Source organism: Streptomyces sp. NBC_01198 (assembly GCF_036010485.1).
In the GTDB taxonomy this organism is placed as follows: Bacteria; Actinomycetota; Actinomycetes; order Streptomycetales; family Streptomycetaceae; genus Actinacidiphila.
Genome location: NZ_CP108568.1, coordinates 1417402 through 1440252, shown reverse-complemented (window position 1 = coordinate 1440252; position 22851 = coordinate 1417402). Strand labels below are relative to the sequence as shown.

At 70.1% G+C, this 22851-nt stretch carries 23 protein-coding genes and 1 pseudogene; 15 read left to right on the top strand and 9 right to left on the bottom strand.

Annotated features, from left to right (window positions below):
- Positions 1 to 259: 259 nt before the first annotated feature.
- Positions 260 to 481: pseudogene (locus OG702_RS06470) on the top strand (helix-turn-helix domain-containing protein); the annotation flags it as partial.
- Positions 482 to 617: 136 nt separating this feature from the next.
- Here OG702_RS06470 and OG702_RS06465 read toward each other — a convergent pair.
- The gene (locus OG702_RS06465) at positions 618 to 863 is read right to left on the bottom strand and encodes a hypothetical protein (protein WP_327287905.1); all 246 of its coding nucleotides are present in this window, start codon (positions 861 to 863) and stop codon (positions 618 to 620) included.
- A gap of 395 nt (positions 864 to 1258) precedes the next feature.
- Here OG702_RS06465 and OG702_RS06460 point away from each other — a divergent pair, with 395 nt between their 5' ends.
- A complete protein-coding gene (locus OG702_RS06460; protein ID WP_327293107.1) occupies positions 1259 to 1522 on the top strand; it encodes a GlsB/YeaQ/YmgE family stress response membrane protein in 264 nt (87 codons plus the stop codon).
- 942 nt (positions 1523 to 2464) lie between these two features.
- On the opposite strand, the gene OG702_RS06455 is transcribed toward OG702_RS06460, so the two are convergent.
- From OG702_RS06455 to OG702_RS06445, 3 genes are read right to left on the bottom strand one after another with little or no spacing between them, the layout of a single operon-like run.
- Entirely contained in the window at positions 2465 to 2680 is a 216-nt protein-coding gene (locus OG702_RS06455) for a hypothetical protein (protein ID WP_327287904.1), read from the bottom strand.
- Positions 2677 to 3348, bottom strand: coding sequence for an RNA polymerase sigma factor (locus tag OG702_RS06450; protein WP_327287903.1), 672 nt, complete (start codon positions 3346 to 3348; stop codon positions 2677 to 2679). Before OG702_RS06450 ends, OG702_RS06455 begins: the two co-directional genes overlap by 4 nt.
- A gap of 57 nt (positions 3349 to 3405) precedes the next feature.
- Positions 3406 to 3891: a peroxiredoxin family protein gene (locus OG702_RS06445; RefSeq protein ID WP_327287902.1), complete on the bottom strand. Its 486-nt coding sequence runs from the start codon at positions 3889 to 3891 to the stop codon at positions 3406 to 3408.
- Between the two features lie 262 nt (positions 3892 to 4153).
- On the opposite strand from OG702_RS06445, the gene OG702_RS06440 reads away from it, so the two are divergent.
- The 7 genes from OG702_RS06440 (at position 4154) to OG702_RS06410 (ending at position 11125) form a co-directional block, all read left to right on the top strand.
- A complete protein-coding gene (locus tag OG702_RS06440; RefSeq protein ID WP_327287901.1) occupies positions 4154 to 4912 on the top strand; it encodes an SDR family NAD(P)-dependent oxidoreductase in 759 nt (252 codons plus the stop codon).
- Positions 4913 to 5055: 143 nt separating this feature from the next.
- Positions 5056 to 5745: a TMEM175 family protein gene (locus tag OG702_RS06435; protein WP_327287900.1), complete on the top strand. Its 690-nt coding sequence runs from the start codon at positions 5056 to 5058 to the stop codon at positions 5743 to 5745.
- 194 nt (positions 5746 to 5939) lie between these two features.
- Positions 5940 to 7043 carry a lactonase family protein gene (locus OG702_RS06430; protein ID WP_327287899.1) on the top strand — a complete coding sequence of 368 codons (1104 nt, stop codon included), beginning with the start codon at positions 5940 to 5942 and terminating at the stop codon, positions 7041 to 7043.
- Positions 7044 to 7353: 310 nt separating this feature from the next.
- Positions 7354 to 8523, top strand: a complete 1170-nt coding sequence (locus OG702_RS06425) for a lactonase family protein (protein ID WP_327287898.1) — start codon at positions 7354 to 7356, stop codon at positions 8521 to 8523.
- A 511-nt stretch (positions 8524 to 9034) separates the two neighbouring features.
- Positions 9035 to 9388 carry a hypothetical protein gene (locus OG702_RS35410; protein WP_442814317.1) on the top strand — a complete coding sequence of 118 codons (354 nt, stop codon included), beginning with the start codon at positions 9035 to 9037 and terminating at the stop codon, positions 9386 to 9388.
- On the top strand, positions 9375 to 9830 hold the full coding sequence (locus tag OG702_RS06415; RefSeq protein ID WP_327287897.1) for a CBS domain-containing protein: 456 nt from the start codon (positions 9375 to 9377) through the stop codon (positions 9828 to 9830). Before OG702_RS35410 ends, OG702_RS06415 begins: the two co-directional genes overlap by 14 nt.
- Positions 9827 to 11125 (top strand): ArsB/NhaD family transporter, encoded by a 1299-nt coding sequence (locus OG702_RS06410; protein ID WP_327287896.1) that lies wholly within the window; start codon positions 9827 to 9829, stop codon positions 11123 to 11125. Before OG702_RS06415 ends, OG702_RS06410 begins: the two co-directional genes overlap by 4 nt.
- Before the next feature lie 85 nt (positions 11126 to 11210).
- Here the strand turns inward: OG702_RS06410 and OG702_RS06405 are convergent, their stop codons facing one another.
- Positions 11211 to 11720 (bottom strand): HPP family protein, encoded by a 510-nt coding sequence (locus OG702_RS06405; RefSeq protein WP_442814315.1) that lies wholly within the window; start codon positions 11718 to 11720, stop codon positions 11211 to 11213.
- A 510-nt stretch (positions 11721 to 12230) separates the two neighbouring features.
- Here OG702_RS06405 and OG702_RS06400 point away from each other — a divergent pair.
- The 3 genes from OG702_RS06400 to OG702_RS06390 all read left to right on the top strand — a co-directional run bounded on the left by OG702_RS06400 (position 12231) and on the right by OG702_RS06390 (position 14026).
- Positions 12231 to 12503, top strand: coding sequence for a hypothetical protein (locus OG702_RS06400; RefSeq protein ID WP_327287894.1), 273 nt, complete (start codon positions 12231 to 12233; stop codon positions 12501 to 12503).
- A gap of 87 nt (positions 12504 to 12590) precedes the next feature.
- Complete coding sequence (locus tag OG702_RS06395; protein WP_327287893.1) at positions 12591 to 12962, top strand: hypothetical protein; 372 nt, start codon at positions 12591 to 12593, stop codon at positions 12960 to 12962.
- A 68-nt stretch (positions 12963 to 13030) separates the two neighbouring features.
- Complete coding sequence (locus OG702_RS06390; RefSeq protein WP_327287892.1) at positions 13031 to 14026, top strand: DUF389 domain-containing protein; 996 nt, start codon at positions 13031 to 13033, stop codon at positions 14024 to 14026.
- Positions 14027 to 14263: 237 nt separating this feature from the next.
- On the opposite strand, the gene OG702_RS06385 is transcribed toward OG702_RS06390, so the two are convergent.
- The 4 genes from OG702_RS06385 to OG702_RS06370 are packed head-to-tail and all read right to left on the bottom strand — an operon-like array spanning position 14264 to position 18288.
- Positions 14264 to 14482: a hypothetical protein gene (locus tag OG702_RS06385; RefSeq protein WP_327287891.1), complete on the bottom strand. Its 219-nt coding sequence runs from the start codon at positions 14480 to 14482 to the stop codon at positions 14264 to 14266.
- Positions 14483 to 14516: 34 nt separating this feature from the next.
- On the bottom strand, positions 14517 to 15884 hold the full coding sequence (locus OG702_RS06380; protein ID WP_327287890.1) for a tetratricopeptide repeat protein: 1368 nt from the start codon (positions 15882 to 15884) through the stop codon (positions 14517 to 14519).
- Complete coding sequence (locus OG702_RS06375; protein WP_327287889.1) at positions 15881 to 16612, bottom strand: class F sortase; 732 nt, start codon at positions 16610 to 16612, stop codon at positions 15881 to 15883. The genes OG702_RS06380 and OG702_RS06375 overlap by 4 nt, the downstream gene beginning before the upstream one ends.
- Positions 16609 to 18288 carry a DUF4331 domain-containing protein gene (locus OG702_RS06370; protein WP_327287888.1) on the bottom strand — a complete coding sequence of 560 codons (1680 nt, stop codon included), beginning with the start codon at positions 18286 to 18288 and terminating at the stop codon, positions 16609 to 16611. Before OG702_RS06370 ends, OG702_RS06375 begins: the two co-directional genes overlap by 4 nt.
- Before the next feature lie 516 nt (positions 18289 to 18804).
- Here OG702_RS06370 and OG702_RS06365 point away from each other — a divergent pair.
- The 3 genes from OG702_RS06365 to OG702_RS06355 all read left to right on the top strand — a co-directional run bounded on the left by OG702_RS06365 (position 18805) and on the right by OG702_RS06355 (position 22827).
- The gene (locus OG702_RS06365; protein WP_327287887.1) at positions 18805 to 20487 is read left to right on the top strand and encodes a nickel/cobalt transporter; all 1683 of its coding nucleotides are present in this window, start codon (positions 18805 to 18807) and stop codon (positions 20485 to 20487) included.
- A gap of 15 nt (positions 20488 to 20502) precedes the next feature.
- Entirely contained in the window at positions 20503 to 20826 is a 324-nt protein-coding gene (locus OG702_RS06360; RefSeq protein ID WP_327287886.1) for a hypothetical protein, read from the top strand.
- Positions 20827 to 21084: 258 nt separating this feature from the next.
- Entirely contained in the window at positions 21085 to 22827 is a 1743-nt protein-coding gene (locus OG702_RS06355) for a multicopper oxidase family protein (RefSeq protein ID WP_327287885.1), read from the top strand.
- Positions 22828 to 22851 lie beyond the last annotated feature (24 nt).

The following is a 22851-nucleotide window of genomic DNA, read 5'->3' as shown; positions in this document are numbered from 1 at the left end:
CGTATATGCGTGTGAGGTTGATGTGTCGACGTGCAGGAAGTCGACGGCGACGATGTGCTCGGCCTGGGCGGTGAGGAACTGCTTCCAGCTCCGTCCGGTACGGCGAGGGGCGGGGTCGATGCCGGCCTGGTCGAGGATGTTCCACACAGTGAGCCTTTTCCAACCTGCCATAGTAGCTGCGCACTTGGGGTGACAACGAGGTGAAGCCCCTGGTAGATGGGTTTTCGACCAAGAGAACCGTGTCCACCAGAGGCTTCGCATGCTTGTCTACCCGTCCGGCGTGGACGTGTCCAGTTCCGCTCTTCGCTTTGCAGATCAGTTGCGGCGGCACCGCCGTGCCATCAACTCCCGCTGGCGACGGCTGACCGCCGGCCGCCAAGCCCTTCTCACCCTCGCCCACCTGCGCGTCGGACACACCTACGCCCAGCTCGCCAGCGGGTTCGGCGTGGGGACCACGACGGCATACCGCTATGTCGCCGAAGGCCCGCTGGACTGGCATATGGCCAGGTCGGCGGGCCTTTAACGTTGTCGGCAGCGGTTTCCATGTGACGTCGCGTCAGGGTCCTGGGGACCAACTGGGGACCACGGGCGTGAAAAATCAGCAGGTCAGCGTGTTTTCAGCCCGATTCAAGATCATTCTTGCGGGACGCCCGATTGTCGGTTTCCTGGAAACCTCGGAGTGTTCGCCCCTGGTTCGGCGGGGGTGGGGGCAGGCCGGGCTTCGTGGTGAAGTGGGTGCTGAGGGTGTCGCCGGCGCGGACGACGGCTTGCAGGTGGGGGCGGAGGTAGCGCTGGGTGGTGTGCAGGGAGCCGTGTCCGGCGATCAACCGCAGGACGTGCAGGGGGACTCCGGCGTCCGCCATCCATGTCAGCACCTGGGCTGGTGCAAGACGGCGGCCCTTGTAAGGGGAGCTCCCTCAGCACGGGCAAGGGGAACGGGGCTCCGCTCTCACCTGCCGGACACGGTCGCCCGCAGCCGTGCCGTTGCCGCTCATCGCCGCGCACTTCCCTACCGCGGCCGTGCGGCCGTGTCGGTCCTTCTCCGCTCGCCTGCGCCAAGGGAGCTCGGACGCGGCACATACGACTTGCGCCTTGCCCGCATGACCGGATCCACTCCACGCCGCCGGGCCGCCGCCTTTGAGCCTGCCCCGGCGACGCCTCGCCTCAGAGCCTCGAAGGCGAACGGACGTTTGAAGAACGAGATGCGGTTCAGAAGGTGATCGACAAGAACATGACAGCCCAAAAGAGGAGCACGACCGTGGGTATCATCGCGTGGATCATCATCGGACTGCTGGCCGGGGCCATCGCCAAGGCGCTCATGCCGGGCCGGGACCCGGGCGGCATCATCATCACCATGCTCATCGGCGTGGCCGGCGGTCTGCTGGGCGGCTGGCTCGGCAAGGTGATCTTCCACGTCCACTCGATCAACGGCTTCTTCCACCTGTCGACCTGGATCGCCGCGATCGTCGGATCCATGATTCTGCTGGCGCTCTACCGTGTCGTCACCGGTCGACGCGCCTGAACGGATCGTTTGCGCAGTGGCGTTTCTCCCACTCCTGATGCCCGGAGTGGGAGAACCGTCGCTTTCGTGGTCGGTGGTTGCCCGGTTGGCCTGGGGATCGCACCCTGGCCTCGAACGGTGCACGGCGCAAAGCCGCGAGCATCCGGCTGGCTGGAGGGCATCGCCGCGGCTAGGAGGGCAGATACCGGCAGTCGTTGATCGCCGGGGGAGGCCGAGGCGGCATTCCAACGACGCTTCCCCCGCCCCCGCAGCTACCGCCACCAGGCCGCTGACCAGGACATACGGAGCACCCTCACTGGAGTATTAGGTAGGCGGAGTGCGAGCAGCGCATCGACCTGCGAGCGTTCCAGGCGCGCTCACGGTTCGGAGTAGGGCATTCTGGTGGCCTGTTGTTCGCCTTCTGGCGCGTGAGGCCGGTCGCCGTAGAGACCTTGGTCGAGGGTCCCGCCGCCGGGGCGCGGTCTGGGCTGTGTGAGGGGGTGGCAAGTTGCGCCTGGCCAATGTTGGCAGGGCTCTGTTCATGGCCGTATGGATCGATGCCCTGAACGCCTGGGAGAGCGGCATCCACGCGCGAGGTCTGGTGATCGGGGGAGCCGGTACGTTCGTCTTCGGGCTTCTGATGTTCGAGGGTTTCGAGTGGCGGGACCGCCGTCGAGAGACCAGCCTGTCGGGTCCGCCACCGCCACTGCCCCCGGTTGGCTCAAGGTCCGGCCGGACCAGCAGCGTTGGCGGCAACGACACGACGGCGGACGGCTAACGAACTCGTGCACGGTAAGGCCCCGCCTACACGCCAGGGCCGAGGAGGCCGAGACGTCTGCGGTCAGGCGGGTACCAGTGTCAGCCGATGGAGGCGACGCCCGCTCCGACGGCAACGAACAGCCAGCCGGTGGCCTTCTCCCGCCGACGTCGGAAGGCCGGCCGGTCCGCCGGCTACTGCTTCGGTCAGTTGGCCACCGCCGCCAGCAGCCCCTCGAAGTCCTGGGCGCAGGGCCCGCAGGCGCGCAAGTGGGCAGCCATACCCGGGTAGCGCGCCTGCGCTCCCTCACCGGCTGCCACCAGGTCGACGTAGATGTGCAGCATCTCCATGGCCTGGTCGCAGCCCACGTCGCGGGGATCGGTGTGCAGGAAATGCTCGATCCGCGCCGCTGACTCGTTCACGTGTCCTCTGCCTTCCGGCCCAGGTGCCCATTGGCGACGAGTTGGGCCCGCACCTTACGCCGCGCGTCGAAGACGGTCTTGTAGATCGCGTTGCGGTTGGTGTTCCATCGCACCACCAGGGCATCCAGAGGTATCCCCTCAAGCACGACGGCGACGAAGACCTGACGCTGGTGCTCGGTGAGCACGTCGTCCACCGCCTGCCGAAATGCGCGTACCAGCTCACGCCACTGCGACTCGTCGGCCGGGTCCAGCCCGAGTCGGTCGGGCAGCTGGCCCCAGTCCTCCGCGGCCAGCGCCTCGGTCGGTCGGCGCCAGAAATGGCGACCCATCTTGGAGGAGACCTCCAGGATCACGAAGCGGTAGGCCCAGGTGGTGAAGCGGCTGTCCCCCCGGAAGTCGGCAAGCTTGCGGGTGACGGCGAGCAGAGCGTCGGCGGCGGCCTGGTGAGCTAGATCGTCCAGCTCCGGGCCGGTGATCCGGGCGTCGGAGGCCCGGCGGTGCAGCTCGCTCCTGGCAATGCGAAGCAGTACGGCGTGCAGCCGCTCGAAGGCCTCCTCACGCGTCCGGGCGGACGCGTCGCCCAGCGACGCCACCCACGCGGCGGACTCCGGGTCGAGGCCCGACACCGCGGTGGTGGTACCGCCGCCTTCGAGGTCCCTGTGTCCCATGGCGGCAACCGTAACAGCGGGCCCGTCCGCTGATTGCCGGAGGATCCACCGTCTCGCCTACTGCTCGGCGTGCTCCTTCACATAGCGGACCAGCCCGGCAACGTCCTCGGGTACGAGACTGCCGATGGCGCCGTTGGAGTAGACGGCCACGACGACCCGGCCCTGCGGGTCGAGCAGGAAGCCGGTCGTCTGCAGGTATTCGGGCTCGGGGTTGACGAACGCCCCGGTCAGATCCGCGACGGCCCGGGCGTCGGCGCTGTGGCCCACGGGGAAGGTCAATTTGAACCTGTCCACCAGGGCTGAGGTGGTTGCCTCGTCGTCCACGGAGAGCGCGACGACCTTCACGCCGAGCTCGTCCAAGGTGCCCTGGGCGCGCCGGAAGGCCAGGAGTTGTGCCTTGCAGTACGGGCACCACGAGCCGCGGTAGAAGAGCACGACGCCGAAGTGTCCTTCCAGCAGATCGGGCAGAGCTGCCGTTGAGCCACCGGGAAATGTGACGGTCAGGGCCGGGAAGGTGTCTCCGGGGTGCAGCAGGTCGGGCATCACAGGTCTCCTGTCGTTCGGGTCGAGCGCGCGGCCGGATCGGGTCCGCAGAAGGTCAGCGGCAGGAGGCGGATCGCGTCTTACCAGGCGCGCTCAGATTCGCCCCGGCGGCCGGACCGGGAGGCCCGAGCGGGCTCAGGCCGTCGTCGAAGGCGCACCCCAGCACGACAGCCCCGTCCGACAGTGAGCCGGTAAGACCCCGGTCCCGGTCGACGCTCACGAATGAGCGGTATTGCTGTCCATGCGGGTGAACGGAGTGATCATGCGTCTCGAAGGACGTACGGCCGTGGTGACCGGAGCCGGTCGGGGGATCGGCCGCGCCATAGCGCTGGGCCTGGCAGACCTCGGCGCGGTGTCGGTGCTGGTGGCCCGATCGGCGGACGAGCTGGAGCAGACGATCGAGCTGGTGCGCGGACGCGGCGGGCGGGCGGTCGCTGTTCCCGCCGATCTCGGTTCCCCGGGCGCGGTGGCCGAAGTCGTCAGCCGGGCCGAGGCGGCGCTGGGTCCGATCGACGTCCTCGTGAACAACGCCGCCACCGTGCAGCCGCTCGCGCCGAGCACACAGGTGGGCACCGCGGCATGGAACGCGGCGTTCCAGCTCAACGTGACCGTGCCCGCGACCCTCGCGTTCGCGCTGCTGCCGGGCATGCTCGCGCGCGGCTGGGGTCGGGTTGTCAACGTCTCGAGCGGCATCGCGGCCAACCCAGGATTCATGATCGGCGGCAACTCCTACGCCGCGACCAAGGCCGCACTCGAAGCCCACACCGTCAACCTGGCCGCCGAACTCGACGGCAGCGGGGTCACCGCCAACGTCTACCGTCCCGGCTCCGTCGACACCGCCATGCAGGCGTGGATCAGGGACAACGGCAAGGACCGCCTGGGGGACGCCACCCACCAGAACTTCCTCCGCAACCACGAGCGGGGCGCCCTCATCAGCCCCGAGGACTCCGCCGCCGTACTCCTGCGGCGGCTGACCGGCCCCGACAACGGTCGGATCTGGGACGTCCGGGACTGCACCTGAGCGCCGTCAGGCGCCAGCGGATGCGAGCCGTAGGCAGCACCAGCGCACGGGTCGAGAACCCGCACGGCACCGGGCGCGAGAGTCTGTGGGGAAACGCTGTCCGGTTGCGCGGGTGGGAGCGTGCGGTGCCAGAGGCTGGGGTGATGACACAACCTGTTCACGCACCGGGTGGGCCAGAGGGCAGGGCCACGTCGTTCGGCGCGCAGCGCGACCCCTCCCGGGTGCTCGCGTTCAGCGACGGTGTGATCGCCATCTCCATCACGTTGCTGGTCCTGGAGATCCGGCCGCCGCGGGACACCCGCCACCTGCTGGAGGGCCTTGGCAGGCTCTGGCCGTCCTACCTGGCCTACATCCTCACCTTCCTGCTGATCGGGCAGGTGTGGGCCAACCACCACATCATGTTCGACCATATCCGCAGCGCGGACCGGGTGGTGCTCTTCCTGAACACCCTGGTCCTGATGGACATCGCGTTCCTGCCGTTCGCCGCCTCTGTGCTGGCCGAGGCGTTCCGGGACGGACACGGGCAGCGCACGGCGGTCGTCCTGCACGGGGCGGCCTTCGAACTCCTGGCCGTGCTGTTCAACACGATCTGGTGGTGGGTCCGCCGCGACCGCTGGCTGCTCAACGACACCATCGACGACGCCGGGGTGACAGCCGTCACCCGGCGCTTCCGGCTCGCCCTTGTCTGGCTCGCCGCCGGAACCGCGCTCGGTGCTGTGATTCCGGTGCTCGGCCTGGCCTCCATCGGTGCCTTCATCGTCTACTACTGGCTTCCCGTCGCCGGCGAGATCTCCGAGGCGAAACGCCGGCGCCGGCGCGGACACCGCGCGTGAGCGCCCATGTCCGGCGGCCGCCTTGCGGAAACGAGCGCAGGTGGCGGTGACGCCGGTCGGCGGTCGGCGGCGCGAGCGCGGCCGGCGTAAGGGTTGCGTTATGTAAGAGGGAGGCCCCGGCAGGCAGCAGACGAGGTGATGGGGAACGGCGCCCGCCGCCGACTCCCCGGATCCGCCTTCCGAAAGGGACGATCATGACCTCCACCGCATTCCGCGCCGCGGGCCTCCTGACCGCGGCCCTCGCCTCCGCCGTGGTCTTCGCCGGCCCGGCCAGCGCGCACTCCCCGCACGGCGGCTCGACGGTGTTCGTCCAGACCGACAACCTCCAGGGCAACTCCGTCGTCGCCTACGACCAGTCCGCCGACGGCTCGCTCGTCCAGGCGGGTAGGTATCCCACCGGCGGCCTCGGCGGCCAGCAGCCCGGCACCGGCCCTGACCACCTGGCCTCCCAGGGCGCGCTGACCTACGACCGCGCGCACCACCTGCTGTTCGCGGTGAACGCGGGCAGCGACACCCTGACCGTCTTCTCGGTGGACGGCGACCGTCTCATCCGGCGTCAGACCCTCTCCTGCGGCGGCAGCTTCCCGGTCAGCGTGGCCGTCCACGGCAGTGCCGTCTACGTCCTGAACGCCGATGGCGGCGGCTCCGTCCAGGGCTACCTGAGCGTCGGGGGCCTGCTGGTCAAGGTGCCGTCCTGGCACCGCGGGCTCGGCCTCCCCTCGGGCACCACCCCCGGCCAGGTGGGCGTCACCCCCGACGGCGGCAAGCTCGTCGTCACCACCAAGAGCGGCAACAGCATCGACGTCTTCCCGCTGGGCCTGCTCGGCCCCGCCGCCAAGCCCGTGGTGACCAGCACCCCCGGGCAGGGGCCGTTCGGCTTCACCTTCGACGCCGCCGGCCGGGTGGTCGTCACCGAGAGCGCCACCAACTCCGTGGCCACCTTCACCCTCGACCGCGACGCCAAGCTCACCAAGGTCTCCGAGGCCCCCACCGGCCAGGCCGCCACCTGCTGGGTGATCGGCTCCGGCGACCACTTCTACGCCTCCAACGCCGGCAGCGGCACCCTCACCGGCCTGCGCGAGGACCAGCACGGCTCACTCACGGGCATCGGCAACACCGCCACCGCGGCGGGCACGGTCGACGCGGCGGTCACCTCCGACGGGAAGTTCCTCCACGCCCAGACCGGTGCCGGCGGCGGCATCGACAGCTTCCGGATCAACTCCGACGGCTCCCTGACCAGGACCGGCACCGTGACGGTGCCGAACGCCGCCGGCGGCGAGGGCATCGTCGCCCCCTGACCCCCCGACCCCCCGACCCCCCGACCCCCCGACCCCCCGACCCCCTCGGCAGGGCCGGGGCGGGCGGAACCGCACGTTGGAGGTCATGAATGAAAGGGGGCGCCGCAGTGAAGCGGCGCCCCCTTGCCGAGGACACCGCATGCGGATCCGCCGTTCGACGGAGCGGCTCGCCCGAACGGCGGTTCCCGGGCCTGTCGGTCGACGGAGATGGACGTCGCCTCCCTGATCCTGACGACCGAACGGCGCATCGCCCGGACGAGTCGGGCGGCGACCGAACACTTCCGCCTATCCGCCGGCCCGAAGGGGAACGATGAAGCGCGTGCCCACGCTGTCCCATACCGCCAAGACCGCCGTCGCAGTGGCGGCCTCCATGGCCGCATTCGCCATTCCGGCCGCGTCCGCGAACGCCTCGCCGGCCCCGCGAACCGGCGGATCCGAGGCCGGCCCCCGCGGCCCGGTGTTCGTCCAGACCGACAACACCGCCGGCAACGAGATCGTCGCCTACCGCCGGGCCACCGACGGCTCCCTCGACCAGCAGGGCACCTTCCCCACCGGAGGCAACGGAGGCATCCTCGACGGCTCGGTCGTCGACCACCTCGCCTCCCAGCACTCCCTCACCTACGACTGCGACCACCACCTGCTCTTCGCGGTCAACGCGGGCAGCAACACCGTCACCGTGTTCTCCGTCGACGGCGACCGGCTCCACCGCGAGCAGGTCATCACCTCCGGCGGGAACTTCCCGGTCAGCGTCACCGTCCACAAGGACCGGGTCTACGTCCTCAACGCCCGTGACGGCGGCTCCATCCAGGGCTACCGGATCGCCAAGGACAAGCGGCTGCAGCGCGTCGCCGGCTGGAACCGCAAGCTCCACCTCGACACCACGACCGCACCGGAATTCACCCACACCCCCGCCCAGGTGTCCTTCACCCCGGACGGAACCCAGCTCGTGGTCACCACGAAACTGGGTGGCAGCAGCATCGAGGTCTTCGGCCTCAGCCCCGCCGGGGCCCCCGCGGCCCACCCCACGGTCACCACCGAAGAGGGCAAGCAGCCCTTCGGCTTCACCTTCGACGGGCAGGGCCGCCTGGTCATCACCGACGGCGTCAACAACAGCGTCCTGACCTTCCGGCTCCAGCGCGACGGCAGGATCGTCCAGCTCGACGACGCTCCCACCGGCCAGCAGGCCACCTGCTGGGTCGTCCGCGCCGGCGGGCACTTCTACGCCTCCAACGCCGGCAGCAACACCCTGTCCGGATTCCGGCAGACCCGCCGCGCGTCCCTGGAGCCGCTGGGCAACACCCCGACCGGAACCGGCACCGTTGACGCGGCCGTCACCCCTGACGACCACTTCCTCTACGTCCAGACCGGCGGGGTCGGCGCGGTCGACGCCTTCCGCATCGGCGCCGACGGATCACTCACCCCCGCGGGTACCGTCACCGTGCCCAACGCGGTCGGTGGCGAGGGAATCGTCGCCCTCTGACACGAGCGGACGTTAGAACCCGTGGTGCCGTCCCCGGCACCACGGTCCAAAAGGGGCTTCGCGGGTCGGCGTCCCCCCGCGTTGTGCAGCGCTGAGAGGCGTCATCGAGTCCCCTGAACCTCGGCAAGATCGCTTGTGGGCCCTGTAAGTTGTCCTGTGGTGTGCCGGGAAGCCTGGTCGGCGATATGGGAGAACTCTCTTCGCTGACAGGTGGCGTTTGTGTTGGTGCTCATAGCCGTCTTCGGGGCGGCGTTGCTGGTGGCGGTGCTTCTGTATCGGCCCCTGCAGCGGAATCGTGGCAACCACCGCGGACCTGGCCTTGTCCACGGTGCTTTTCACCGATGGCATGCATGTCTCCCTCCCCTCATTGAGGTCCGCCTGGCGGAACCCGGTGCGGGCCTTGGGGGTGGGGATGCCGCTGGCGACCGGCGTGATTCTGTACGCGACCTGCTAGCTCACTCACGCCAACCCCTATCTGGCGGCGTTCTCCGCCGGGGCGGTCCTGGCATCGGTGTCGCCGGAGTCGAAAGCGGCCTTCGAGCCGCTGGGCGAGTCCCTGGCCGAGCTGAGCAAGTTCGCCGCGCTGCTGGTCTTCCGATCCCTGCTCACACCCAGCCTGTTCGGCGATCTGCCGGTCGGCGGCTACGTAGCGGTGGTCCTTGCGATTGTGCTGATACGTCCGGCGTCGCTGCGGGTCTCACCGGCCGGTACAAGCATCAACCAGCGCGAGAAGCTCACCGCCGACGCGGCTGAGCCGGAGACGGACGCCGGCGGTGACGGTCTGGACGTGGGTGAGACTTCCGGGGAGGCCCGGGTGTCGATGCCCGCCGCCCGCAGGGAGGAGACCGGCGATGCACGCTCGTGAACTCGCCACCGAGTATCCCACGGTGACCTTGGACAGTGACGCCCTGGAGGCGGCTCGGATGCTGGCCGTCCAAAGGCTGCCAGGGGTTCTGGTGGTCGACGCGGACGGCGGACCGTACGCGGTGCTGCCCGCCTCCCGGCTCGTGAAGCTGCTGGTGCCCGCCTACGTCATCGAGGACCCCGCGCTCGCCGCGGTGATCGACGAGCAGCGCGCCGACCGGCTCTGCCAGGCCCTGTCGGGCCGGACCGTGGCCGAATCCCTGCCGCGGGAACGGACGAAGCCCCCGGTCGCCGACGCCGACGACACCGCGCTGGAGGTGGCCGCGCTGATGGCCCGCGAACGCAGCCCCTTGGTCGCGGTCGTGGACCGCCGTGACGGTGACCGTCTGCTGGGCGTCATCACCGCCTCCCACCCGCTGGACCGACTTCTTGAGGTGACATGAACGACTGGCACGCCTGGGCGGCCGTGGCCGTCTTCGCCGGCACCTACACCCTGATCATCAGCGAGAAGGTGCACCGCGTCGCGGCCGCCCTTGGCGGGGCAGGCCTGATGCTGCTGATCGGCGCCACCGACGACACCTCCGCGTTCTACTCGGTGGACTCCGGTATCGACTGGAACGTCATCTTCCTGCTCATGGGCATGATGGTGATCGTCGGAGTGCTGAAACGCACCGGACTGTTCGAGTACCTGGCGATCTGGGCGGTGAAGAAGGCCCGGGCCCGACCCTTCCGGGTCATGGTGATGCTCATCGTCATCACCGCGATCGCCTCGGCCCTGCTCGACAACGTCACCACTGTCCTGCTGGTCGCCCCCGTGACGCTGCTGGTCTGCGAACGCCTGGCGCTGCCCGCGGCGCCGTTCCTGATCGCGGAAGTGTTCGCCTCCAACATCGGCGGCACAGCCACCCTGGTCGGCGACCCGCCGAACATCATCATCGGCAGCCGGGCCGGCCTGACCTTCAACGACTTCCTGGTCCATCTCGCCCCGCTGGCCGCGGTCCTCGTCCTGGTCCTGATAGCCCTGGCCCGGATCATGTTCCGGGCCTCCTTCGTCTACGACCCCGAGCGTGCGGCGCAGATCATGGCGCTGGACGAACGCGAAGCCATCCGCGATCCCCGCATGCTCGTCCAAGGCCTGACCGTCCTGGCTCTGGTCATCGCCGGGTTCGTGCTGCACCCCGTGCTGGACTTCGCCCCGAGTATCGTCGCCCTGCTCGGCGCGGGCCTGCTCGTCGCGATCTCCGCGGCCGACACCAACGAAGTCCTCGCCGAAGTCGAGTGGCCCACGCTGGCGTTCTTCGCCGGACTGTTCGTCATGATCGGCGGCCTCATCGAGACCGGCGTCATCAGCCGAGTCTCCGACGCTCTCGCCGGCGCGGTCGGCGACAGGGAACTCGGTGGGTCCATGCTGATGCTCGGCGCGTCCGGGGTGCTGTCCGGCGTCATCGACAACATCCCCTACGTCGCCACCATGGCTCCAGTCACCGCCGACCTCGTCCACCACGTCGGCGGGGACACCGACCACGTCATGTGGTGGGCTCTTACCGCAGGAGCCGACCTCGGCGGCAACGCCACCGCCATCGGTGCCTCCGCCAACGTCGTCGTCCTCGGCATCGCCGAACGAGCCCGCCAGCCCATCTCCTTCTGGCAGTTCACCCGCTACGGCCTGATCGTCACCGCAGCCACCATCGCCGTCTCGGCGCTCTACCTGTGGCTGCGCTACTTCGCCCTCGCGTGAAGTGCGGTACCCGTCCGCTGCTTCGTGTTGCCAACCCCGACGACCGTCTCGGCGGCCTGGTCCAGGCAGAACAGCACGCTGGCGCCTACTCATCTCGATCCTGCCCAGTGGCCGTGGCCGAGACACGCGACAAGAGGGTGGCTGCGGCAATGATCAGTGCGATACCCGTAAGCATGCCGTACAGAGGCGGCCCGGGGCGGGCCACTCCTGAAGCAATGAGCAACGCGGTTGACGCTGCCGGCGGATGGTGGGCGTTGAGGAGAACAAGCACGAGGAGCGTGAGCCCGACCGCCAGAGCCTGGGCGCCGATCTGCCGCCAGGTGTCGTGCTGCTGTTCGATGATCGACGGATGCCGCCAGAGTCCGAAAACCGCCAGGCACGCCAATCCGCAGACGGTGGCACCGGCATGGCCGAGAACGGAACGGCGGATCTGGGCGGCTTCCGTCTGCGGATGAGCCAGCAGAAGATATGCCGTCGGACCAAGCGTCGTGGTCAAGAGCATCCAACCCACGGCCTGGCCGACAGCGCCCACTCCGACGAGCAGGGAGGCGGACAGGACAAGCAGCCGTACCCCCGTCCGCAGCCTGGGACTCACTCCGATTCCTTCCCGCCGCGCTGGCGTCGCCGGAGACTTTCCCTTCCCGGGGTGAAAACGGCCCACCGAGGGGGTGCGACGGTTCCCGCGTGCGTCCCGGCTGTCATGGGGGATGTGTGCTCACTCCTCGCATATGGCCCGTGCCGCCTGCCGGGTCCCATTTAAACCATGGTGCGGCCCTGGCCGGCCGGTGAATCGCCGCCGCGTTCAGTCCCATCGACGATGACGCCATTCCACGCACGGCGGCCGATGGCCACGGCCTCGGCGGAAGGGCCCTCGTCATCACGGCGCTGTCCTCCTGGCAGGCGCGCCGCCGCGATAGGGCGCTGATCATCCCGTTTCCTACGGAGTCGCCTCTCGTTGGCTTCGGAAGTCGTCGAATGCCCAGGGGACTGCCCGCGACTTGACCAGGCGCGGAAGGCCTCGTCGATGAATTCTCCCGAGAAGCCGCAAGCGCGACCCGGCGCCACACGGACCCGCTCGGCCCCGGGGGCCGGTCCGCGCCGGTCCGTGCTCTTCTTCGCCTTCGCCTTCGCGGTGATCGCCGACCCCGTCTCGTCCGTCGCCTACGCGATCGAGGCCGCCCTGCGGGCACTGCACGGGGATCTTGCGCTGTCGCTGCCGACCATGGCGGTGGTGGTCGGGCTCGTGCTGGTGACGGCGAACCACTGGCAGTTGGTGCGCCGCTTCCCGAAGGCGGCGCGGCCGCCGCGGCGGGCCGGGCGTTCGGTCCGGGTTGGACTTTCCTGCCGATCGGCGCCCTGGTGGTGGACTTCGTGCTGACCATCGGCCTGTCCATCTCCGCGGCGACCACCGCAGCCATCGCCCTGGCGGGCGGCTTGACGTGCGCTCCGCATCCCGCTGGCCCTGGTGCTCCCGGTCCTCGTCGCGGCGCAGACCTGGTTCGGGCACGGCGGCCGGCTGCTGTTCGCCGTGACCCGCTTCACCTATACCGAACACAAAACCGCCCTGACACCCAGCAATGGGATCGCGGCTGTCGCAGTGGCCTTCACCTCGGTCATCAACCTCCTGCGCGGCTGGCCGGTGGTCTCCCTGCTCGCCACGCTGATCATCGCGGCAGCCCTCCACCTCCGCTGGACCCGAGCCGGGCGCCGAGCGGCATCGAACACGTCGAGGCCGGAGCCCATCGGGGAGACTGACGCAGGCTGGTCCGGACCGCGAGGCCGACGCGCACCAGCCGCGCTCCAAGGCGCGATGCCCGCAGGGATCCTGGTTGCGTAGGCTCGGACGCCCGGCGCTCGCGTACGGTGGGCGCCCGGCACGACCACAACCACCGGAGGCGGCCCACAGTGCTCCATCTGCGGCTGATCGTCCCGACGGACCTCACCGACGAGGTGACCAAGCGCATATCCGCTGCCGTCGGAGCGACCCACCTGACGGTCATCAAGGGCGCCGCCCTCGATCCGGTCGGAGATCTGGTCACCGCCGACGTCGCCCGCGAGGCCGCCGACACCCTGCTGGCCGAACTACGCGCACTCGGCATCGACCAAAGCGGATCGATCTCCGCCGACTCCGTCGACCTCCTGCTGTCCAGCCGCGCCGACGCCGCGGAGGAGGCCGCCCCCGGTGACGGCGCGGACGCCGTGCTCTGGGCGTCGATGACGGAACTGACCCATGAGGAGTCCACCCTCAGCGTCACCTACATCGCCTTCCTCACGCTGGCCACCATGCTCGCCGCCTACGGGGTGATGCTGGACAGCGCCATCCTGATCGTCGGCGCGATGGCGGTGGGACCGGAGTTCGGACCGCTGGCCGGCTTCTGCACCGGCCTGATCCAGCGGCAACACCGGCTGATACTCCGCTCGTCGACCGCCCTGCTGGTCGGCTTCCCCGCGGCGATGGCGGCGACCGGCGCCTTCAGCGCGCTCATGGACGTCCTCGGACTCTTCAGCCACGCGCGGTTCGACGCCCCCCACCCGGCAACGCAGTTCATCTGGCAGCCGACAGCCGACTCCTTCGTGGTGGCCTTCCTCGCCGGCATCGCCGGCATGCTCTCCCTCACCTCGGCCAAGTCCGGTGCGCTGGTCGGCGTGGCGATCTCGGTGACCACCGTGCCCGCCGCAGCCGACGCCGCTCTTGCCCTGTCCTACGGCGCCTGGCACGAGGCACTCACCTCCAGTTGGCAGCTGGCGCTCAACCTGGCCGGCATCATCGTGGCCGGCAGTCTCACGCTGCTCGCCCAGAAACTGTTCTGGGCCCGTCGCACCGACCGCGACGCCATCTCCCGGGGGCGCCCGACGGAGGAGCCGCTGTCGCAACCGGAGGCGGCGCAGGAACGGCGCTGACGCGCAGGGTGCAGCCCTGGCCGCGCCGTACGGTCACTCCTTGGTCGAGCACCGCCCACTCGTCACGGTTTCCGGCCGTCGTGACAAGCATGATGGCCATGCCGAAGGCCATAGCCGCGTGGCAGCCGAGGTCCTACGCGGTGTGGCTGCGGGCGACGCCGGTCTTGCCGGAGGCGGTGATCTGGGGACAACAGTGCAGTGGCCGCTCCGGGCTGTGCCGGAGCGGCCGTTCATCGGTCAGCTGTGGCTGGGGACTGTTCCGGGGAGGGTCTGGAACCACAGGAAGATGGTGGTCGGGATGGGCTTGGTGACGCCGTTGGCCGGGTTGTTGGCGAGTTGCAGGGCGGTCTTGAGGTCCTTGGCGTACTCGATCTTCGCGAAGGAGGCGGGGCTGGTCACGCCGATGACGTAGACCACCCGTTGGCAGCGGGACTTCCGGGTCAGCCCGCCAGGCATTACTCGACTGGACCAGTGGATCCATCCGCTCGCCTCATGCGGCTCCGCTCAGGGCGGACAGAGCGGCGCGTGCTTTGGGGGCGAGGAGGGGGCTGAAGTGGGGGTTGATGGCAAGTGCCTCGGTGAGGTCGTTTTTCGCCGCGGCGGTGTTCCCGAGGGCTTGCTGGATCATGGCGCGGTGGTAGTGGAACAGGGCGTTGCGGGTGCCCTGGGCGAGGGCCTGGTCGGATTCGGTGAGGGCGTCGCGGTTCTGGCCGTTGGCGTGGAGGGCCCAGGCCAGGGCGTCGTGGGTGTCCATGAAGGGCCTGGTCTTGATGCCTTGGCGGGCGATGGCCAGGGCCTGTTCGGCATTGCCGTGGTCGGCTTCGAAGAGGGCGGCGTCGGAGTCGAGGGCGACGCCGTTGCTGGCGAAGAGCTGCTGTTCGGCGCGGAAGACCTGGTACTGCTGGGCGGCTTGCTCGTTGCGGCCGAGGGACTGGTAGAGCTCGCCGAGTTGGAGGACGTACTCGGGCTGGGGGACGCGCTGCACGGCCTGGTCGAGGTCGGTGATGGCTGCGGTGGTGTTCCCGAGGGCGGCTTCGGCGTGGGCCTTGGCCTGAAGCAGGGACGTGTAGGTGGGGGCAGTGCGCAGTCCGGCCTCGGCTTCGGTGAGTTCGGCGGCGGGGTCGCCGTTGTTGAAGGCGAGTTCGCCGAGGTAGTAGTGGGCGAAGGCCGCGTCGGCAGGTCCGGCGGCGTCATTGAGGGCGCGGCGCATGTCGGTGCGGGCGCCTGTGATGTCTCCGCGTAGTTCGGCGACGTAGGAGGCCCGGGACAGGGACGGTGATCCGGGGCGGAGGTCGACCATGCGCTGGACGGCGTCGGCGGCCTCGGAGTAGCGGCCGAGTTGGGTGTAGGCGTCGGCGAGGGTTCCGTACAGGGCGGAGTTGTACGGGTTGACGGCTACGGCTTTGCGAGCCCAGTCCAGTGCCTGGGCGAACTGGTGGCGGCCGGCTTCCAGGGCGGCCATGCCGCCCATCGCGGTGAAGTTGTCGGTGGTCCGGAGGGCCAGTGAGCGCTTGAGGACGGCTTCGGCCTTGGGGTAGTACGACGGGTCGGCGGTGGATTTGGCCTGCTGGACGTAGTCGAGTCCGAGGGTGGCCAGGGTGACCTCGTCGTGGGGGTTCTGCTGGGCCTTCGTCTGGAGGCGGGTGATGTCGGCGGCGAGCGGGTCGGCTCCGGCTGCGGGGCTGCCGGCCTGTGCGGGCGGGGCGGAGCCGGGGTCGGTGGGTGCTGCGGGCCAGGGGGACAGGCCGAGTCCCCCGGCGAGGAACAGTCCGACGCCGAGAACGGTGGTGACGGCGGCGGACAGCATGATGCGTCGGCGCGTCGGGCGCCGGCTGAGGGACCTGGTGGATCTGGTCAATTCCCGCTCCGGGGTGGGGTATGTGGAGGCGATGGGGACGAGTGGGGTGGGCTCGGCGCGGCGAGCGTGGCGTAGACGACCACGTTGTCGAGGTAGCCGCCCTCGGCCGGGTCGTAGGGGCCGCCGCAGGTGATCAGGCGCAGCTCCGGCGGGCCGGTGGTCGCGTACACCTCGTTGTCGGGGAAGTCGTCCTTCTTGTACTGGCGCAGGGCCTGGACGGTGAAGTCGAGGTGGGAGTGGTCGGCGCGGTCGACGGTTATGGAGTCACCCGGACGGAGCGCGGATATGCCGTAGAACGCGGCCGGGCCGGTGAGCGAGTCGACGTGGCCGACGATGACCGCGGCGCCCGCGTCGCCGGGGCGTGGGCCGTCGCTCCACCAGCCGACCTGTTCGGGGTCCTCGGGTGCGGCGAGGTGGCCGTCCGACTGGACACCCAGGTCGGCCAGGGAGCGGTCCACGCCGATGCCGGGTATGCGTATGCGAACCGGGCGGGCAGCGGGAGCGTTACGGCCGGGGAGGTGCTGGGCGCCGGCGGCTCCGGGGGCGGGCAGGGCCCCTATGTCTATGTGTGCCACCGGGCGGGAGCGGTCGGTGATCAGCGCGGTGGTACCTGCGGCGGCCAGGCTCAGGCCGGCCACGACGGCGGCCGCGGTGAGCCTGCGGACGCGCCGCGGTCGCCCGCCCTCCGGTGCGGAGGGCGGGCGACCTGCCGTGGGGTTGCCGGTCACACCCGGTCGGTCCGCCGTCGGCGCAGGGCGATGACTCCCGCCCCGGCCAGCAGGACCCCGCCACCGACAGCGGTCACCGCGACCACCGGGAAGTGCCCGCCGAAGGCGGTGCCGCCGAAGCCCGCTCCGACGCCGCCGTCGGGCTGCGCGGAGAACGCCTGGTTGACCGACATGTTGCTGGGCAGTGCCACGTAGGGGAATGTCGCGCCGGGCGCGCGGTAGGGGGCGTTGACGCCGTCGCCTGCTGCGAGGGCGGGCACGATCTTGCCGGTCTGCGCGGCGCCTTCCAGGGCCTGCAGTTCGATGTCGAGGACGTCGTCGGTGAGGCGGCGGCCGTTGGGGAAGCCGGCCAGGTCGCCGCCGAGGACGCCGAGGCGGTTGGGGCTGGCGGTGGGCGCCACCGACATGTTCAGCCGCAGCTCCTCGCCCGGCGTGAACGCGTTCTTGTCCACGTCGCCGTTCAGCAGTTGTGAGTTGAGGTCCGCGTTGATCGGGCCGCAGGCCTTGCAGATCCCGGTGAGGAAGATCTCCACGAGGTCGTTGCGGGGGGTCGCGGGGGCCGGGATGCCGTAGATGCTCTGTACGACCTTGGGCAGGATCGGGTCCTTGACCGCGTTGACCACCGGCGTGACCGTGTGGTCCTGGTAGGGGCTGAGGGTGTTGAAGGCGTCCTTGTACTTCAGCGGGACGACCACCTCGTTGACCAGGGGGTTGCCCAGGCGGGAGACCTGGTGCCAGCCGGCCCCGCCGGCCCCGTCCCTGCCCGGCGCCTTCCCGTCGTCCGCCGGGCCCGCGTTGCCGTAGGAGCCGGTCCCCTCGGTGCCCTTGCTCATCGAGGAGCTGACCTGCGCGCCCTGGCGGTCGGTGGTGGACCACACGCCGATCACCGGGTTGCGGGTCGCGTCGCCGCCCAGGGCGAGGTCCTTCTTGGGAACCTGGAGGGCGATGGTGTTGACGTTGTAGCCGGCCAGGGTGTTGTTGCCGGTTTCCGACAGGTTGCCGCCGTAGAGGAGGTCGAAGACCCGCAGGTCCGCGAAGAACGGGTCCGACGTCTGCCCGGCCAGTGTCTGGCCGCCGCCGGGCAGCGAGAGGGTTGCCTGTTTGCGCAGCGACGCGTAGTTCGGCATCGACGCCTTGCCGACGTTGGAGGGGGCCGCGGGGGCGTCCTTCAGCAGGGTGCGGGTGGCGCCGTGGGCGTCGGTGACCGTGAGGTCGTAGGTCTGGCGGAAGTTCAGGGTGGTGTCGTCCAGGTTGTTGACGACGCCGGTGTTGTAGAGGAACTGGTGGGCGGCGTCGCGGATGTGGTCGGTGAAGGACCAGGTGTAGGTGGTGTCGGCCTTGCCGTCACCGTTGCTGTCGATCTTGATGTTGTAGTGGGCGTCGTTGGCGAACGGGTAGAAGTTCGGGCCGCCGTTGGGCTCCTCGAAGGGGATCCAGTTCGCCACCATCGTCACGGTGTCGGGCTTGTCGGGGCTGGTGAAGGCGTAGACGTCGGTGTTGTCGGCCTTCGGGTCGCCCGCGATCAGCGGCGCCTCGCGGTGGCTGGAGGCGGAGCTGACGCCGGGCGTCAGACCGGTGAGGGCTGCGGCGGACACCAGGGCGAGGACGCCGGTGGTGGCGAGGACGCGTTCGGCCGGGAGGACCGGGAATCTCCGGCGCGGGCGGGTGCGGGGCATGGGCCATCCGTTTCGGGTGGGAGCCGGGGCCCTCCGGGTGCGGGAGGGGCAGGCTGACGGCGGTGGACACTCGAAGCCCAAACGGATCTTCCGGACCCTTTCCCCAACGGGTGCAGGCTCTCGTTGATTCATCCGTAATGCGACTTAAGTTATGAATAAGTCATCACGGAGGTGTCAAGCTCGCAACGCCGTGGAGCCGAACGGGGACGACCGCTCCGGACCCGCGAGGGGGATGGCGACGACGCCGCTCACGCTGTTCCCCGAGCGACGCCCCGATCGGTCGTCGAGATCCCCGGCAACCTCCTCGAGCTGCCGGGCGTTACCCACAGGACCCGTCCTCCGTGGGCTGTTTCGGTGGCCGGGGTGGGCCGCTCGGGTGGGATCCCTCCTGCGGTCGCCGGACACGGCGATCGACCGGGTACCAGTGCCGTCGTCAGGACGGAATACGCCTCGGATGCCGTTCGGAGACGTCCGACGGGACCAGCACCGGCCACGACCCTCGCGCGGAGGGATCTGATGGGATTCACCCGCTCCGTGCGGCGTACGGCAGCAGTGGCGGGTGTCGTCCTCTGGCTGTTCGGATGGGCCTGCGCGGCGGCGCCCCCCGCCCAAGCCCATCCGCTCGGTAACTTCTCCATCAACCACTACACCGGCTTCACGATCAGCTCCGGCCGTCTCGACGTCCTCGCCGTGACCGACACCGCCGAGATTCCGACGCTGCAGGCGGCCACGAGTGTCGACACCGACCACGACGGCGGCCAGAGCGCAGCCGAGCGCGCCGCGTGGGCCGCGGCGCGTTGTGCCGACACCTCCCGCCGGCTGGCCGTCACCACGCCCCGGCGCCTGGCCCTGACGGTGGATTCGGCCGCCTACGTCTACCGGCCCGGCCAGGCGGGGCTGCGCACCAGCCGGCTGGAGTGCCGTCTGCACGCGCCGCTGGAACTGGCGCGCGGACCGGTATCGCTGGAGGTGGCCACCGGTGTGGACGCGACCCGCGTCGGCTGGAACGAGATCACCGCCAAGGGGGCGGGTACCCACCTGCGGCAGTCCACCGTGCCGGCGTCCTCGGTCACCGACGAGCTGCGCAACTATCCCCGTGACCTGCTGGCCACTCCGCGCGGTGACACCCGAGCACGGTTCACGGCGGTCGCGGGCGAGGGTGCGTCCGGCGCCACCGCCCCGATGGCCGGGCCGGGCGCCGACGGCGGTCTCACCGGCCGGGTCGAGGCCCTGTCCCGGCAGCTGACCTCGCTGGCCGGCGCCCGGCGCCTCACCGTTCTGGTCGGACTGCTCGCGGTGCTGCTCTCGATCGTCCTGGGCGCCGGCCACGCACTGCTTCCCGGCCACGGCAAGACAGTCATGGCCGCCTACCTCGCCGGGCGGCGTGGCAGGACCCGCGACGCGGTGACCGTCGGCGCCACCGTGACCATCACGCACACCGCCGGCGTGCTCGTGATCGGCATGTGCCTCACCATGTTCTCCGCACTGGCAGGCGACGCGGTACTGAACTGGCTCGGCGTCGTCAGCGGTGCGCTGGTGGCAGTGGTCGGGGCGGTCCTGCTCGCCGACACCGTGCGACGCCCACACCGGCGGACCCGGTTGGCCGCAGCCGGGCCCGACGAGGACTTGGCACAGCCGGTCCCGGTGGCCCTGGTCGGCGCGGCAAGCCTTTCCTCCGGAACCGGTGGGCCGGGCTCCTCTGCGAACCGGACCGCGACCGAGCACGAGCACGCACACAGCCCTGCGGACGACCACTCTCACCACCGCGACCGCTTGGAACGCCGAACCCACGAACACAGCGAACCCCACCGCCACGGGCCGTTCGGCCACCACCACACCCACCCGCCGGGCGACGGCGAAGCCCGACCCTTCCCCACCCGCGGCCTGATCGGTCTCGGCGTCGCCGGCGGCCTCGTCCCCAGCCCCTCCGCGCTCGTCGTCCTCCTCGGCGCGATCGCACTGGGCCGAACCGTCTTCGGCGCCGTACTTGTGCTGGCCTACGGTCTCGGCATGGCGGCAACACTCACCGCCGTCGGGCTGCTCCTGGTCCGCCTCGGCAGCCGGGCCGGACGCCTCGCCGACCGCCCGCTGCTCGCGCGGCTGCGCCGCATCACCCCCTACACCGCCCTGCTCACCGCCGCACTCGTCCTCGTCGTCGGCCTAAGCATGATGGCGCGCAGCCTGCAAACCGTCCTGTAGCACCCGGGAGGTCCCATGGCACGCCGACCGATCGCCCCCGCTGCCGCACTGCTCGGCGTCCTCGTCCTGAGCGGATGCGGCGCCGCGGCCGGCGGGGTACTGGATGTACAGGCCACTGACCCCGCCCCCACGTGCCGCGTCCACCAGCGGCAGCCGCCCGGCAGCAGATACGCCGCGGGCGCCAGGGCCGAGACCGGCGCCGTCCTGCAGATGCTGCGCTACTACACGGCCAACGGAGCCAAAGCCTTCTGCGACGGCAAGCCACCCACCAGCACCGACCAGCGCTGGACGGACCTGTACACCGCCCTCGGCGCCAGACACGCCGCGGCGAAACCGTAGGAGGCGGGTCTCCCGCCGGTTCTGCCAACGGTATCGCTGGGTCACGGTCCTGCGGTGCTCGTTCGACCGTGTGCGGTGGCAGGGCAGGCAGACGGGGCAACACCGCAAGGGGACTGCGCTCTTCACCGACCGCGAAGCCGGCGGGGTGCAGTTCCGGCAAGTGGCCGCCATCCGTCCGTATGACAAGGAAGGCGGGGCGCCGACGCCACAGCACCAAGGCGCCGAAGGTGAGGAAGAGTCCCCACGAGGAGGAGCACCATGCCCTACGGTCCGACCCGCCGATCCCTGCTCGCGGCCACCATCCTGGGCCCCGGGACCCTCGCCACCAGTACGGCTCCAGCCCGGGGCGCTGACCTGGCCGTACGGGATCAAGCGGGAGAGCTCTCGTTCCCGTCGCCGGAGCTGACGCCCTATGTGGACCAGCTGCCGGTCCTGCCGACGTTGCGGGGTAGCGGCACGCTCTCGGTGGCCCCCTCTCGGCACCGCTTCCACCGTGATCTGGGTATGGCGCCGACCTGGTCCTACGGTGGCCAGCAGTATTTCGGACCGACCATCGAGGCCCACCGCGACCAGCCCATCGCGCTCGCCTTCAACAACCAGCTGGGGCGGCACCTGTTCGCCGCCGACGTCGACCCCTCCCTGGAGGGCGCCACCGAGCAGGACCGCACCAAACCGAGGGTCTCGGTCCACCTGCACGGCGCTGTCACCCCACCCGGCATGGACGGCCACCCCGAGCAGACCTTCCTCCCGGGCGGCGCGATGACCTACCGCCATCCCAACGGGCAGGAGGCCGCACACCTCTGGTACCACGATCACGCGATGGGCATCACCCGGCTCAACGTGGTCGCCGGACTGGCCGGCTCATACCTGCTGCGCGACCAGTACGACACCGGCACGGCCACGAACCCACTGGGTCTGCCGGGCGGTGAGTTCGAGGTGCCGCTGACCCTCGCCGACCGCAGGTTCCACACCGACGGCTCGCTGAACTTCCGCACCCTGCGCTCGGTACCGCAAGGGCACTGGGACGGCGGCATGATCGGCGACCGGATGACGGTCAACGGTGTGGTCTCCCCCTACTGCCGGGTCGCGAAGGGGTTCTACCGGTTCCGCGTCCTCAACGCCTCCAACCTCCGCGCCTACCATCTGTACTTCACCAACAAAATGCCGTTCTGGGTGATCGGCACCGACGGCGGCCTGCTCGACGCCCCGGTCCGGACCACCTCGGTGCGCCTGTCCCCGGCCGAACGCCTCGACCTGGTGGTCGACTTCTCCGGTCTGGTGGCCGGCGCCCACGTCGATCTGACCAACGACCAGGAACTGGCCCCCTCTGTCCGCGCGGTGACCGGCGCCAGGCCCCTGCCGTACATCGTCCGGTTCCTCGGGACTGGCGGCACAGGCCACAAGACCGCCCCGCCCACCCGGCTGCGCGGCGGAACCCGCCAGCCGGCGAGCCTGCCCACCTGGGCTGCCCCCAGCAGGCACCGAGTCGTCTCCATCGCCCAGATGCGGGGCAAGAACCGGCCGCCGAGCATGATGCTCGACAACCTCACCTACGACGACGACCCGATCCTCATGCCGAAACAGGGCACCGTAGAGCTGTGGGAGATCGTCAACGCCTCCTTCCAGGACCACCCGATGCACCTGCACCTGGCCAAGTCCCTCATCGTCAACCGCCAGTCCTTCGACCTCAAGAACTACCTGCGCGCCAACCCCCGCCCCAGGACAGGCATCTTCTGGGCACCGAAACCGGACCCCTTCCTGCTGGGTGCCGCGCAGCCCCCACAAGCGTGGGAGGCCGGGCTGAAGGACACCGTGCGCTGCCCGTGGGGCATGGTCACCCGCATGCTCGTCCGCTTCCCCTCCGCAGCGGAACTCGGCTTCGACCCGGACGCCGCCTTCGCCGCGCAGAACGGAAAGGCCCTGCGGGGCTACGTCTGGCACTGCCACATCCTCGACCACGAGGACGACTGCATGATGGCCCGCTACCGCCTCATCAAATAAGCGGCTCCCCGGGGCTCAGGGCTG

What these genes read in the sequence shown, in the direction of transcription:
- OG702_RS06465 (WP_327287905.1), bottom strand. Translation starts at nt 863, where the DNA reads ATGGCGGACGCCGGAGTCCCCCTGCACGTCCTGCGGTTGATCGCCGGA.
- OG702_RS06450 (WP_327287903.1), bottom strand. Translation starts at nt 3,348, where the DNA reads ATGGGACACAGGGACCTCGAAGGCGGCGGTACCACCACCGCGGTGTCG.
- OG702_RS06445 (WP_327287902.1), bottom strand. Translation starts at nt 3,891, where the DNA reads ATGCCCGACCTGCTGCACCCCGGAGACACCTTCCCGGCCCTGACCGTC.
- OG702_RS06440 (WP_327287901.1), top strand. Translation starts at nt 4,154, where the DNA reads ATGCGTCTCGAAGGACGTACGGCCGTGGTGACCGGAGCCGGTCGGGGG.
- OG702_RS06435 (WP_327287900.1), top strand. Translation starts at nt 5,056, where the DNA reads ATGACACAACCTGTTCACGCACCGGGTGGGCCAGAGGGCAGGGCCACG.
- OG702_RS06430 (WP_327287899.1), top strand. Translation starts at nt 5,940, where the DNA reads ATGACCTCCACCGCATTCCGCGCCGCGGGCCTCCTGACCGCGGCCCTC.
- OG702_RS06425 (WP_327287898.1), top strand. Translation starts at nt 7,354, where the DNA reads ATGAAGCGCGTGCCCACGCTGTCCCATACCGCCAAGACCGCCGTCGCA.
- OG702_RS06415 (WP_327287897.1), top strand. Translation starts at nt 9,375, where the DNA reads ATGCACGCTCGTGAACTCGCCACCGAGTATCCCACGGTGACCTTGGAC.
- OG702_RS06410 (WP_327287896.1), top strand. Translation starts at nt 9,827, where the DNA reads ATGAACGACTGGCACGCCTGGGCGGCCGTGGCCGTCTTCGCCGGCACC.
- OG702_RS06385 (WP_327287891.1), bottom strand. Translation starts at nt 14,482, where the DNA reads ATGCCTGGCGGGCTGACCCGGAAGTCCCGCTGCCAACGGGTGGTCTAC.
- OG702_RS06370 (WP_327287888.1), bottom strand. Translation starts at nt 18,288, where the DNA reads ATGCCCCGCACCCGCCCGCGCCGGAGATTCCCGGTCCTCCCGGCCGAA.
- OG702_RS06365 (WP_327287887.1), top strand. Translation starts at nt 18,805, where the DNA reads ATGGGATTCACCCGCTCCGTGCGGCGTACGGCAGCAGTGGCGGGTGTC.
- OG702_RS06360 (WP_327287886.1), top strand. Translation starts at nt 20,503, where the DNA reads ATGGCACGCCGACCGATCGCCCCCGCTGCCGCACTGCTCGGCGTCCTC.
- OG702_RS06355 (WP_327287885.1), top strand. Translation starts at nt 21,085, where the DNA reads ATGCCCTACGGTCCGACCCGCCGATCCCTGCTCGCGGCCACCATCCTG.